11 protein-coding genes and 1 pseudogene are annotated in these 13,039 nt (G+C 29.5%); 8 read left to right on the top strand and 4 right to left on the bottom strand.

What is annotated here, in order from left to right; translation table 11 throughout:
• The first annotated feature begins 234 nt into the window (after nt 1–234).
• Genes HW276_RS06775 through HW276_RS06785 form a run of 3 tightly spaced genes read left to right on the top strand, consistent with a single transcriptional unit; the run spans nt 235 to nt 3,687 of the window.
• The gene (locus HW276_RS06775; RefSeq protein WP_178937906.1) at nt 235–1,935 is read left to right on the top strand and encodes a hypothetical protein; all 1,701 of its coding nucleotides are present in this window, start codon (nt 235–237) and stop codon (nt 1,933–1,935) included.
• Nucleotides 1,886–2,374 (top strand): hypothetical protein, encoded by a 489-nt coding sequence (locus tag HW276_RS06780; protein WP_178937907.1) that lies wholly within the window; start codon nt 1,886–1,888, stop codon nt 2,372–2,374. The genes HW276_RS06775 and HW276_RS06780 overlap by 50 nt, the downstream gene beginning before the upstream one ends.
• Before the next feature lie 14 nt (nt 2,375–2,388).
• Nucleotides 2,389–3,687, top strand: a complete 1,299-nt coding sequence (locus tag HW276_RS06785) for an McrC family protein (RefSeq protein ID WP_178937908.1) — start codon at nt 2,389–2,391, stop codon at nt 3,685–3,687.
• A gap of 123 nt (nt 3,688–3,810) precedes the next feature.
• On the opposite strand, the pseudogene HW276_RS06790 reads toward HW276_RS06785, so the two are convergent.
• Nucleotides 3,811–5,006 (bottom strand): annotated as a pseudogene (locus HW276_RS06790) (IS256 family transposase).
• A 175-nt stretch (nt 5,007–5,181) separates the two neighbouring features.
• Here HW276_RS06790 and HW276_RS06795 point away from each other — a divergent pair.
• The 5 genes from HW276_RS06795 (at nt 5,182) to HW276_RS06815 (ending at nt 10,362) form a co-directional block, all read left to right on the top strand.
• A complete protein-coding gene (locus HW276_RS06795; RefSeq protein ID WP_178937909.1) occupies nt 5,182–6,396 on the top strand; it encodes a M20 family metallopeptidase in 1,215 nt (404 codons plus the stop codon).
• Nucleotides 6,397–6,408: 12 nt separating this feature from the next.
• A complete protein-coding gene (rlmD, locus tag HW276_RS06800) occupies nt 6,409–7,833 on the top strand; it encodes a 23S rRNA (uracil(1939)-C(5))-methyltransferase RlmD (protein WP_178937910.1) in 1,425 nt (474 codons plus the stop codon).
• Nucleotides 7,834–7,862: 29 nt separating this feature from the next.
• Entirely contained in the window at nt 7,863–8,450 is a 588-nt protein-coding gene (locus HW276_RS06805; protein WP_178937911.1) for a cob(I)yrinic acid a,c-diamide adenosyltransferase, read from the top strand.
• Nucleotides 8,451–8,496: 46 nt separating this feature from the next.
• Nucleotides 8,497–9,300, top strand: coding sequence for a pyrroline-5-carboxylate reductase (proC, locus tag HW276_RS06810; RefSeq protein WP_147003746.1), 804 nt, complete (start codon nt 8,497–8,499; stop codon nt 9,298–9,300).
• A 117-nt stretch (nt 9,301–9,417) separates the two neighbouring features.
• Nucleotides 9,418–10,362 (top strand): ROK family protein, encoded by a 945-nt coding sequence (locus HW276_RS06815; RefSeq protein WP_178937912.1) that lies wholly within the window; start codon nt 9,418–9,420, stop codon nt 10,360–10,362.
• 272 nt (nt 10,363–10,634) lie between these two features.
• Here HW276_RS06815 and HW276_RS06820 read toward each other — a convergent pair whose 3' ends face one another.
• The 3 genes from HW276_RS06820 to HW276_RS06830 all read right to left on the bottom strand — a co-directional run bounded on the left by HW276_RS06820 (nt 10,635) and on the right by HW276_RS06830 (nt 13,027).
• Complete coding sequence (locus HW276_RS06820) at nt 10,635–10,991, bottom strand: PepSY domain-containing protein (protein WP_178937913.1); 357 nt, start codon at nt 10,989–10,991, stop codon at nt 10,635–10,637.
• Nucleotides 10,992–11,015: 24 nt separating this feature from the next.
• Complete coding sequence (locus tag HW276_RS06825; RefSeq protein ID WP_178937914.1) at nt 11,016–11,303, bottom strand: PepSY domain-containing protein; 288 nt, start codon at nt 11,301–11,303, stop codon at nt 11,016–11,018.
• A gap of 362 nt (nt 11,304–11,665) precedes the next feature.
• Nucleotides 11,666–13,027 carry a cell wall metabolism sensor histidine kinase WalK gene (locus HW276_RS06830; protein WP_178937915.1) on the bottom strand — a complete coding sequence of 454 codons (1,362 nt, stop codon included), beginning with the start codon at nt 13,025–13,027 and terminating at the stop codon, nt 11,666–11,668.
• Nucleotides 13,028–13,039: the final 12 nt, after the last annotated feature.

The raw sequence follows: 13,039 nt of genomic DNA on the forward strand, positions 1-13,039 counted from the left end.
ATATAATTAAATTACATGATTTTTTAGAAAGTGAATGATAAAATCAGAATGGAAATATGGGTGAAAAAAATGATTTATAATTTTCATCATTCGAAATTCAATATTAATTAAAAAAATTTAAAAATTGAAATGGGATTACAATTAGAAAATATTTTAGAATATTTGAAATAGCTAATTAAAGAAACTACTCATATTTTAAAAAAATTAGTGAAAAATTTAAGGAAGGGATAAAATATGATTACTAATAATATTGCATTTGATTTTGAAAGAATTACTTCCTATTTAAGAGATTATTCTGGGAAAAAATACGAAGACCCAAAAAAAGCAGGAAATCGAATGAATGAGATGGAAAAGTTCAAGGAAGCTGGTAAAAAAGCAAGGGAAGAGTTCATAGCTTATGCTAACTATATAGCAGAATCACTCGACTATAAAGCAGGTAAATGTTCGGGTTGGATATACCAATCACAAATAGCATGTACATATTTTTGGATTGAATTAAAGAAAAATGAAGCACTTAAGCTTCCACATAGTATTTCTATTTCAATAAATATACATCCTGAACATGATATTAATGGACCTATTACTCTTTCTTTTAAAGTTGAAGCTAAAGATAATGCTTGTGAAGATTTAGACTATAAAATTCATAATAAAATAATTGATGTTCCAATAAAGAAAGATTCAAAAATTTATTATCAAACTGATTTATTGAATGGAACATGCAGACGTTTTGATAATAATACAATTGAATTAGAAAAAATAAAAAAACTAAAAGTTGTAAGAGATATAATTGGTCCATATGAAAAAAGTAACGCATCAAAGATAATAAAAGATTCTATCGAAGCTGCTAAAGAATTAGTTCCATTTTATGAATATATTCTTAGTGAACGAGAATTAAGGTTATCAAAAAATGTGGAGGAAGAAATGAAAAAGATAAAGCCTGAACTAAATACAATTTTATATGGTCCTCCAGGGACTGGAAAAACTTATAACACTGTTAATTACGCAGTGGCAATATGCGAAAATAAAAATATTGAAGATGTACAATCCGAAGAGTATGAAAAAGTATTGCATAGGTATAATGAATTGAAAAAAGAAGGTCGTATTGCATTTACTACATTTCATCAATCATTCGGTTATGAAGAATTTATTGAAGGAATTAAACCAATTGTTGGTGATGAAAAGAAAGAGATTGGATATACAATCGAAGCAGGTATTTTTAAAAAGTTTTGCATTACAGCTGCCAAAAAAGCAATTATAGCCACTGAAGATATGCCAGATGTAAGTAATGCAAAGGTGTGGTGTGTACTCCTTGATAAAGGAGGAGTATCTGACTTAAAGAAAAAATGTTTTGAAGAAGGGAACATTCGTATTGGATGGTACGAGCAATCGGAAATCATTACAGATGATGCAAAGGGGTTAAGTGATAAGGCTCAACGCATTCTTTTAAATTTCCAAGATGAGATGGAGATTGGAGATGTTATTGTAACAGAAAGAAATGCCAAAACAATTGATGGAATAGGCGTTGTTATAGGTGATTATGAGTATGATAAAGAAGATGGAGAATGGCCTAGAAAACGTAAAGTAAAATGGCTTATGACAGGTACTGAAATTGATATTACTGAACTGAATGATGGAATACAACTGGATAGAAAAACAGTATATCAATTAGGTAGAATTTCATCTGACAAAATACTAAATCTTGTAAACAATCCCAAAGAAGTGATGAAGCCATTTGTGTTTGTAATAGATGAAATCAATAGAGGCAATATTTCAAAGATTTTTGGTGAGATGATTACATTAATTGAAGATACAAAGCGTGAGGGAAAAATGGAACAAGCGTCAGCTGTTCTACCATACTCAGGTGAACTTTTTAGTGTACCCTCTAATGTTTACTGCCGACCGTTCAATCGCTCTGATGGATACAGCTCTTCGTAGAAGATTTCAGTTTGTTGAAATGATGCCTGATACAGATATATTAAAAAATGTTACAGTTGAGGGAGTTGAAATTGCTCCGATACTTAAAAAAATTAACGAGAGAATAACATTTTTATATGATAGAGAACATACAATTGGGCATGCATTTTTTATAAAACTTATTGGGTCGCCTAATATTAATACATTAGGTTCTATTTTTGAAAGATCTATAATTCCACTTTTACAAGAATATTTCTATGAAGATTATCAAAAAATACAGTTAGTTTTAGGTGATAATCACAAAGTAGATGTTTCAACAAAATTTATTAAAGATGAAGAAGTTAAAGTAGCGGAAATCTTTAAAGGTGATGCAAATGATATTATGGATCTTCCAGAAAAAAAATATACTATTAATAAAAAAGCCTTTTTAAATATTGAAAGTTATAAACAGATTCTTTAGAAAGTGGTGATTTAATGAATAAACTTTTAGAAGTAAAAGAGTTTGACATAATCACTGGAAATCCTAATTTTGAAAATGATAAAAAATACAAATATTTAGATACTGTAACTTTTGGAAATCTAATTGAATTTATTCATCAGTTTACTGCAAATGAACAAGTTGCAGATGTACTTGATTTCATGAGAATTTCATATAAACGTAATATTGGAAATGTTGTATCAATTAAAAACTATGTAGGCTTAATTCAAATGAAAAATGGATATCAAATACAAATTCTCCCTAAAATAAGTTTTACAAATAGTGATGATTCAGAAAATAGGAATACTAAAAAAATTTTTCTCAATATGTTAAGAAGTATGAGAGATTTTCCAAGTAAAGTATTTAATAACTCCAATATTCAAGTTGAGCGTATGAATCTTTATGAAATATTTATTAATATGTATTTACAAGAAATAAGGCGATTAATAAAAATAGGAATTAAATCATATTATATTTTTAAAGAAGATAATTTAAACTATTATAAAGGGAAACTATTAACATCACAGCATTTTAAAACAAATATAGTACATAAGGAACGTTTTTATGTCACCTATGATGAATTTAATCCTAATAGAGTTGAAAATAAGCTAGTTAAGGCTACACTATTAAAATTACAAAAACTTACAACAAGTTCAGAAAATTCTAAAGAAATAAGACAATTATTAACTTCCTTTGAAATGATAGATACTTCTATTAATTATATAGCAGATTTTTCAAAGATTAGAATAAATAGAAACAATAGAGATTATGAAATGATTATGCAATGGTCAAAAGTATTTTTACTAAACAAATCTTTTACAACTTTTTCTGGAAACAATAATTCTAGAGCATTACTGTTTCCAATGGAAAAAGTATATGAAAGCTATGTAGCTAAATATTTGAAAAAAATACTAGAAGAAGTTGGTTGGGAAGTATCAATTCAAGATAAAAGTTACTACTTATTTACTGAGCCAAGACTACAATTTGCTTTAAGACCTGATATTGTTTGCAAATATGGAAAACGAACTATCATTATGGATACCAAATGGAAGAAACTCGTTAATAACGAACGTATTAACTATGGTATTTCTCAAAGTGATATGTATCAAATGTACGCTTATTCAAAAAAATATACATCCTCAGAAATATGGCTTTTATATCCTTTGAATGATGAAATGAAAGAACATTCGGAAATTTCATTTAATTCCGGTGATGGAACAACTGTAAATATTTATTTTATAGATTTAGAACATATTCAAAACTCACTAGAAACTTTAAGAGATAAAATTAAATAGTTTTAAATTTATCATAAATTGTAATATTAAATGCAACATTTTTTAAATTTGAGAGTGTACAGAATTTTGTGTAAACTCAAAATATAATATATGGTACAGGATGGTAGTTTTATCATCCTGTTTTTAAATTCTTCCTTCAAAATAAATACTTAACTGTGAATATATTTCTCCCCAGCCTGGTATTCTTCCAGTCCATTTCTTTGTTGCTTCCTTTAAGCTTAGGTATACTGATTTCATTAATGCTTCATCTGTCGGATAAAGTGATTTTGTCTTTGTATACTTTCTTAATTGTCTGTTTAAGCTTTCTATCGGGTTTGTCGTATATATCAGCTTTCTTATCTTTGTATCATATTTAAAGTATGTTGTCAACTCATTCCAGTTACTTCTCCAGGAATTAATTACTGCCATATACTTTTTACTCCATTTTTCTTCTAATTCATCCAGTTTAAACTCTGCCTGTTCCAGTGTTGGTGCATTATACATTTCTTTTAAGTCTGATGTAAATTCCCTTGTATCTTTGTAAGATATATATCTATGCTGTTTCTAATTTGATGAACTACACATTTTTGAATTTCTGTCTTTGGAAACACTGAAGATATTGCTTCGCTGAACCCTAAATTGTCAACAGACATAATTAGTATATCCTGAACTCCTCTGTTTTTCAATTCATTTAAAACATTTAGCCAGTACTTGCTTGATTCATTTTCTCCTATCCAAAATCCTAAAACCTCCTTTCTTCCTTCCTTATCTATTCCTATAGCTAAATATACCGCCTTTTTAACAACAACTCCATCTTTTCTTACACTGTAATGGATAGCGTCCATAAAAACTATTGGATATACATCCTCAAGCTGTCTAGACTGCCATTCCCTAATTTCAGGTATAATTTTATCTGTAATTTTACTGATCATAGATGGCGAAACATCAATTCCATAAAGATTATTGAGATGGTCCTCGATATCTCTGTTGCTCATTCCTTTAGCATAAAGAGAAAGAATCTGTCCTTCAATACCAGTAATTTCTCTTTGATATTTAGGGATGATTTGAGGTTCAAACTCAGCATTTCTATCTCTAGGAATATCTAAGTCAATATTGCCATACTCACTTCTAACAGTTTTCTTGGAATGTCCATTTCTAGCATTAGAAGTAGTCTTATCTTTCATAGAATGTTTAGCATACCCCAGTTCATGCTCAATTTCAGCTTCAAGCATAGTTTGAATAGTACCCGAAAGCAAATCCTTAATATCATTAGTATCTTTAATATTGTAATCCTCAATCAGTGTTTTAAAAATTTCGTTGTCAATTTTCTTTTTAGCCATAACAAAAACCTCCAAATATTATATAGTTATTTTACCATATATTATTTAGAGGTTTACACAAAAATTTTTACACACCCTTTTATTTTCTCATTCATTTATTTTTCAAAAATTTACAAAGCCAATATTTTTTGATATAATTAAGTTACATAATTTTTTAGAAAGTGAGTGATAAAAAATGGATTCACAAGAGATAAATAAATTTATAAAGGAAAATGTTGATAAAATTTATGATGAAATGGTAAAAGTTAGAAGAACTATTCATGAAAATCCTGAACTTGGAGATGAAGAATTTGAAACAAGTAAATTGATAAAAAGATTTTTGACAGAAAATGGTATTGAATTTTTTGAAGTTATAAATACAGGAGTTGTTGCGACTATTTATAATGATAAGGAAAATATGGAAAATAAAACCGTTGCGACTCGTGCGGATATTGATGCATTGCCGATTTTTGAAGAAAATGATGTTGACTATAAATCTAAAAATACTGGAAAAATGCATGCTTGTGGACATGATGCACATACAACTATTCAGCTTGGAGTAGCTAAAGTTTTGGCAGAAAATAAGGATAAATGGCATGGAACTGTAAGATTTTTCTTTCAGCCTGCAGAGGAAACTTCTGGGGGATCAGATAGAATGATAAAAGCTGGGGCATTGGAATTTGAAAAGGAAAAAGATAGAAAAATAGATGCTTTTTTTGCATTGCACATGGCTCCAGAAATAGAACTTGGGAAAATTGGATTAAAATATGGAAAGGCACACGCTTCATCAGCAAGAATACATCTTACAATAAATGGAGTTTCAGCTCATGCCGCATTGCCTCATAAGGGAATTGATGCAATTTTAATCGGTGCAAAAGTTATGGAATATCTTCAATCTATTGTCAGCAGAAGAATTGACCCAAGAGAAGAGGCTGTAATTACAATTGGGGCATTTAATGGAGGTTTTGCTGATAATGTTGTCTGTGACAAAGTAGAAATGAAGGGAACAGCCAGAACAATGTCTGAAGAAACACGAACATTTATAATTGAAACATTGGAAAGAGACTTGCCTAAATTTGTAGAAGCATTAGGCGGAACAGCAAATGTTGATATTGTACGTGGTTATGCACCTGTAATTAATAATGATGAAATGACAGAAAGAGTGGAAAATAACATTGTTGATTTGTATGGTAAAAATGCTTTGGAACTAATAAAGCAGCCTAGAATGGATGTTGAAGATGTAAGCTACTTTTTAAATGAAATTCCTGGATGTTTTTTCAGACTGGGAACACGAGTGGAAGAAAAGGGATTAATTTACGATTTACACCATCCTAAATTTAATATTGATGAAGAAAGTTTAAAAATTGGAATGGGATTACAATTGAAAAATATTTTAGAATATTTAAAATAAAAAAGGAATAAGATGAATAAAATAAAAAATAATTATGAAGTTGGGCAAAAGCTGGAAATTGAAATAGAAAAAATAGTATTTGGCGGCGAAGGTCTTGGAAGAGTTGATGGGTTTACTGTATTTGTGCCAATGAGCGTACCAGGAGATAAACTGGAAATTGATATTATTTCTGTGAAAAAGTCTTATGCTAGAGGGCTGATAACTAGAATAATTGAGCCGTCAAAAGATAGGATTGAAGATTTATCCAAAGTTAGTTTTGAAGATTTCGATGGCTGTGACTTTGGAATGTTAAAGTATGAAAAACAGCTTGAGTATAAGGATAAAATGCTTGAAGAAGTTCTCACAAAAATTTCAGGAATTGATTTGGAGAATGTACAAGTTGGGAAAATTATTGGAAGTGATGAAAAGGTTAATTATCGAAATAAAACGGCTGAGCCATTTTTTAAAAAGGATGGGATTATTCAAACAGGATTTTATTCTAGAAAATCCCACAATGTTTTTCTGGCTAAAGAAAACCTCTTAAAATCAGAAATTGCAAAAATGATTATTGATAAATTTTTACAAAAAGTAAATAGTTTTTCAGGTACAAAAAAAGAATTTAAAGTTTTTAATGAAATTAATAACACTGGATTTTTGAAGCAAATAATGGTTAGAAACAATGAAAAGAATGAAGTTATGATAATTGTTATTGTAAATAAAAATTCCCAATATAATCAGCTTTCAAAAGTACTGGAAGAAATGTATGATGAAAATGAGTGCATAAAGTCAGTTTATATTTCCGTAAAAACTGAACAAAATAACGTGATTTTAGGAAAAAATATTCATTTATTTGGAAGCCAGTATTTGGAAGAGGAAATGGAAGAATTAAAATTTAAAATTTATCCAAATTCATTTTTCCAAATTAATAAAAAACAGGCACTTAAACTTTATGACACAGCGATTGAATTTTTAAATGAAGAAAAAAATAACAAAAATAATGGCAAAATTTATGAAAAAACAGTAATTGACGCATTTTCTGGAACAGGAACAATTGCAATGATGCTTTCTAAAAACATAAAAAAAGTTATTGGAATTGAAAGTGTTGAAAGTTCTACTCTTGCAGCAAAATTAACATCCTACGAAAATTCCATTCAAAATGTGGAATTTGTAAATGGAAAAGTTGAAAAGGAACTTCCAAAAATTCTAAAAAGAGAAAATATTGGAGCGATCGTTTTTGACCCGCCAAGACGTGGAATTGAAGAAATTGCCTTAAAAAGTGTCATAAAAAATAAAATTGAAAAAATTGTCTATATTTCCTGCAATCCTGCGACTTTTGCACGGGATGTAAAGATTTTGACTGAAAATGGGTATGTATTGAAGAAAATTACGCCTGTGGATATGTTCCCGCAAACCGCACATATTGAAGTTGTCGGACTGCTGGAAAAACTTGGAAACTAAAAATTTCGTATAAAGAAAGTTGAGAATTTATGAAAATATACACAAAATACGGCGATGAAGGATTTACAAGGCTTTATGGCGGAAAACGGGTCAGCAAGACTCACGTTAGGGTAAAAGCGTATGGAAAGATGGATGAAGTTTGCTCGTTGCTTGGGGTAATTGTGGCTGAAATTCGTGAAAATGATAAATTAAATAAAATTTTAGGAGAAATCCGCAAGGAATGTGAAAATATTCAGCAGCAGTTATTTGACTGTGGAAGTGATCTTGCAACACCTGACAGACTGCGAGAATATAAGCAAAAAATTGATGATGTGAAATGGCTTGAGCAAAGGATGGATGAATATATCCCCTTGCTTCCTAAACTAGAATATTTTATAATTCCAGGCGGAAGCAAGATTTCAAGCATGTTTCATTCAATTCGGGCAAGTACACGGAATCTTGAGAGAAAAATGGCCGCTGTAATTGAAGCAGGCGAAGATATAAACAAAATTGGATTTCAATATATAAATAGACTTTCAGATTATTTTTTTGTGATTGCATGCCTTGTGAATTTAAAATTGGGAGTTAATGAAACTGTCTATAAAAAAAGTAAGAAAATTTTCAAAGCAAAAGATTGAAAAGAAAAAAATGAGATAGAAAAAATAAAAAAGGAGCTGATTCAAAATGGAATTAGGAATTATTGGAGCTGGAAATATGGGAAGCTCGATATTAAAAGGTGTTACAACTTCTAATTTTCTTTTAAGTGATGATGTAGCTGTTTTTGACTTAAATAAAGAAAAAGTTGAAAAATTAGTGAAGGAATATGGCGTGAAAAGGGCTGAAACTGAAAATGAACTTGTGGAAAAAAGTAATATTATTATTCTTTCGGTAAAACCGAATATTGTTCCGATAGTTTTGAAAAAGATTAAAGATAAACTGGATGAAAATACTATAATTTTGTCAATTGCAGCTGGAATTAGTATTGACTTTATTGAAAAAATTATTGGAAGTGATAAAAAAGTGGTAAGAACTATGCCAAATACGCCTGCTCAGGTTATGGAAGGAATGACGGCTGTTTCCTTTAATTCAAACATTGAAGAAAATGAGAAGAAAGTTATTTTTAAATTGCTGAACAGTTTTGGAAAAAGTATAGAAATCGATGAAAAACTTATGCATGTTTATACTGGAATTAGCGGTTCTCTTCCAGCATATGTCTATGTGTTTATAGAAGCTCTTGCTGATGGCGGAGTTTTAGAAGGAATGCCTAGAGATAAGGCTTATGAAATTATTGCTCAAGCTGTTTTAGGTTCTGCTAAAATGATGCTTGAAACAAAAAAACATCCAGGTATTTTAAAAGATGAGGTGACTTCTCCTGGCGGAACTACAATTGCTGCTCTAAAAGTATTAGAAGATGGTAAATTTAGAGGAACTGTAATGGAAGCAGTTAAAGCCTGTACAGAAAAATCAAAAGAAATGGCACAAAAGTAAGGCCCTAATATTGACAATGCCAAATAAATGGGGTAGACTAATATTAATATAATAATTTATTTAATTTTAAATAAAATAAAAAATATATAAAAAAATTATAATTAATTAGGAGGACTTATGAAATACTACGTAGGAATTGATCTAGGAGGAACTAACACAAAAATTGGACTTGTAGATGAAAAAGGTAATATTATTTTTAAAACTATTGTAAAAACCGATTCAATGGAAGGATTTTCAGAAACAATTCAAAGATTGTCAAAAATTTTGCTTACTCAAATTGAAGGAAGCAACATCAGCTTTGATGATGTTTTATCAGTTGGTGTAGGAGTTCCAGGTCCTGTGCTAAATTCTAGAATTGTTAAATTCTGGGCAAATTTCCCTTGGAAAAATGGAGTTGACCTTGCATTAGAATTTGAAAAAAATCTTGGAAAACCAGTAAAAGTTGATAATGATGTCAACGTTATCACACTTGGAGAAATGTGGAAAGGTGCTGCTCAAGGATATAAAAATGTATTAGGACTTGCTATCGGAACTGGAATTGGTGGCGGAATTATTGTAGATGGAAAACTTGTCAGTGGAGAAAACGGAGCTGGTGGAGAAGTTGGACATATAAAAATTGAACTAAATGGAAAATTATGCGGATGCGGACAAAAGGGATGCTGGGAAGCCTATGCTTCTGCTACTGGAATAATCCGTGAAGCAAACAGCCGTCTTGCAGTAAACAAGCAAAATTTACTTTATGAAATGACAAAAGGCAGAGAATTGGAAGCAAAAGATGTATTTGATGCCGCTAAAGAAAATGATAAATTTTCACTTGAAATTGTAGATTACGAAGCTGAAAAATTGGCTTTCGGTATTGGAAACTTGCTCAGCACATTAGATCCTGAAATTGTTGTAATTGGTGGTGGAGTTGCACTTTCTGGAGATATTTTATTTGACCGTGTAAAAGAAAAATTAAAAGATGTTGCATTCCCATCAACTCTTGAAAATTTAAAACTTGCCACAGCTACTCTTGGAAATGATGCAGGAATTTTAGGTGCTGCTTATCTTGGAATAATGTAATAATAAATAACTTATACTATTTCCCATTTAAATATAAGACTAGTTATAAATCCTATTTGCAAGGGATAAAGATCCCGCTGTTAGCAATTAATATAAAATCTAGTTTCTATTTTTAAAAGGGATTTAGTATTATTTTCTTAACAAAAAAAGACTATTTTTAAAATTTTAAATAGTCTTTATTTTTTTACTGTTTAATTTTTTCATTTTTTTCACATTTTAATCTATATTTTCTAATTTATTTTTTTATTTTAATTTTTTTCAATTTACTTTAACTATCTTTTTTCAAATTTTATTATTGAACCGCTTTTTGCATCAATAATAAATTCATATCTAGCATTGTTTGCAATAAATTCTATTTCATAAACAGATTTTCCATTTTTATTATCCAATTTAATTTTTTTAAAATTAGCGGCCGCTTCTGAAACTCCAGCATGTGCCAATGCAATTTCCTTTGCTCTATTTGGTGTTATTTGTGTATCAGAAGTTTTTATATTAATTTTCGGCACCAGTTTTATTTCATTTCTTTGATCAATAACACTTCCCCTTGTCAAAAAACTGACAGAAATAAGAAATATTGCTAAAGTAACTATATAGTTAAAACTTCCTTTTTTTATTATTCTATTTATCATATCATTTTCTCCATAAACTCTTTTTTATTTATTACTACTTTTTTCTTCACTCCAATTAATTATTTTTCCAGTGTAAATATCTATTTCAAAATTATAAGCAACATTTCGATAATTAATTTTACCCTTATAAAATCCATTATCTTCCGTATCAAATTCAAGAACATTCGCAAATGTCGCTCCGGGAACTTTGGCTAGAGCAATCTGCTTTGCCTTGATTACATTCACTTTTTTTCTTTCCTTTCCAATCGGAAAAACTAGTAAACTGGCTAATAACATTCCAAGTAATGTCATTTTTAAAAATCTGATTTTCACAAGCCTGCCTCCCTTCTGTTTTAAATAATTCCTACAGTCCATTTATCTATAATTTTACATTTTTCCTCATAGATATACAGTTACTAAAATTTCTATATTTCTCATAATACTAGTATATTTTTTTCATTTTTACATTAATTATTTAAACTGCTTTACTCGAGTAAATAAGTCTGATACTTTAAGTTGAGCTATGTATCATTCTTTCTGACAGTTTAATAATACCATATAAACATTAAAGAAAAATGAGAACTTTTCATTTTTTTAGTTCTATATATCTATTAATCTGTTAATTGGCATTTCAGAGTAATAAATTTTTTTGTTATTTTTGTCAACTAACTCTTCCCTGTTTTTTTAGTTTTTATTTACAAAATTACTGTAAAAGTTGTTCCCAAGCCAAATTTACTTTCCACAAAAATTTCTCCATTATGCAGCTCTATAATTTTTTTTACCATAGAAAGTCCAAGTCCTGAATTATCGCCACTTTTGGATGGATCTACTTGATAAAATCGCAGCCATATTTTATCCAGTTCATTTTTTGGAATTCCTATTCCATCATCAGAAATTCTGCTAATAATTTTATTTTTATTTTCATCTAAAAATAATTCAACGATAACTGTTCCATTTTGCTTTCCATAGGAAATTGCATTTGAAATCAAATTTGTAAAAACTCGTATAATCATCATTTCATCAATCTTTGCATAAATTTCTGGAACAATTTTTGTGACAAATTTTATATTTTTAACTTTTGCAGCGCAAATTTGAGTTTCCACAGTCATTTCCAGCAGCTCACTTAAATTGATATTTTCCAGATTCAATTTCTGTTTTCCACGTTCCATACGTGCCAGAGTCAGTAACTGTGACACCAGTTTTGACATTTTTTGCCCTTCCTTTTCAATGATTCCAAAGGATCTTTGTGCTTCTTCAATTGATTTTATATGATTTTTTCCATATTCCGACTGTGTCAGTATAACTGTAATCGGAGTTCTCAATTCGTGGGAAACATCTGAAGTAAACTGCACTTCATTTTCAAAAGATGTCTGAAGCCTGTCAAACATCACGTCAAAAGTATTTGCAAGAGTGTGAAGTTCATCATCGCCTTTTCCAAGGTCAATCCGCTGTGACAAGTCATTCCCCTCATTAATTTCTTCTGCAATTTTTCTAATTTTTTTAATTGGCGTAAAGGCATTTTTTGTAATAATATATCCTCCAATTGCTGAAAGTATAAGAAAAAACGGCAAAATTATAAAAGAAATATGAATGACCGTTTCAATGGCACTAGACTGTCCAATATTAGGCATTACTCCTCGAATCCATACTTTTCCATAACTTCCAAGATTAATCATTTTATTGTAAACATACCACTTTTGATTATGACTTCTTACAATTATAATTTTATCATCCTTCGACTTTTTATTATCCATCTCAAATCCATTTGGAGAATTTCCATAAAGAAATTTAAAATCCTTATCATAAATGGAAATTTCTACATTCTGAATCATTGTATCAAAATTACTGTCAATTATAATTTCTCCATTTTTTATCGTTAAATAGTCCAGCCTATGAATTACAACATCCTTTAAATAAGTTCGCACGCTTGAATGAATAATATTTTCACTTATATAAAATACAATATACAACGAAGAAATTACAAGCAGAATCATAATTCCCATATACCACAGACCTATTTTTAACTGTATCCAATTACTATTAACAAATCTCTTCATACCTTTACTTTC

This window comes from Leptotrichia sp. oral taxon 417 (assembly GCF_013394865.1).
Taxonomy (GTDB): domain Bacteria; phylum Fusobacteriota; class Fusobacteriia; order Fusobacteriales; family Leptotrichiaceae; genus Leptotrichia; species Leptotrichia wadei_A.

Bases quoted from the DNA above. Each gene is read 5' to 3' on its own strand.
- HW276_RS06820 (WP_178937913.1), bottom strand. From the start codon at position 10,991: ATGATAAATAGAATAATAAAAAAAGGAAGTTTTAACTATATAGTTACT.
- rlmD (WP_178937910.1), top strand. From the start codon at position 6,409: ATGAATAAAATAAAAAATAATTATGAAGTTGGGCAAAAGCTGGAAATT.
- HW276_RS06780 (WP_178937907.1), top strand. From the start codon at position 1,886: ATGTTTACTGCCGACCGTTCAATCGCTCTGATGGATACAGCTCTTCGT.
- HW276_RS06795 (WP_178937909.1), top strand. From the start codon at position 5,182: ATGGATTCACAAGAGATAAATAAATTTATAAAGGAAAATGTTGATAAA.
- HW276_RS06830 (WP_178937915.1), bottom strand. From the start codon at position 13,027: ATGAAGAGATTTGTTAATAGTAATTGGATACAGTTAAAAATAGGTCTG.
- HW276_RS06785 (WP_178937908.1), top strand. From the start codon at position 2,389: ATGAATAAACTTTTAGAAGTAAAAGAGTTTGACATAATCACTGGAAAT.
- HW276_RS06815 (WP_178937912.1), top strand. From the start codon at position 9,418: ATGAAATACTACGTAGGAATTGATCTAGGAGGAACTAACACAAAAATT.
- proC (WP_147003746.1), top strand. From the start codon at position 8,497: ATGGAATTAGGAATTATTGGAGCTGGAAATATGGGAAGCTCGATATTA.
- HW276_RS06775 (WP_178937906.1), top strand. From the start codon at position 235: ATGATTACTAATAATATTGCATTTGATTTTGAAAGAATTACTTCCTAT.
- HW276_RS06805 (WP_178937911.1), top strand. From the start codon at position 7,863: ATGAAAATATACACAAAATACGGCGATGAAGGATTTACAAGGCTTTAT.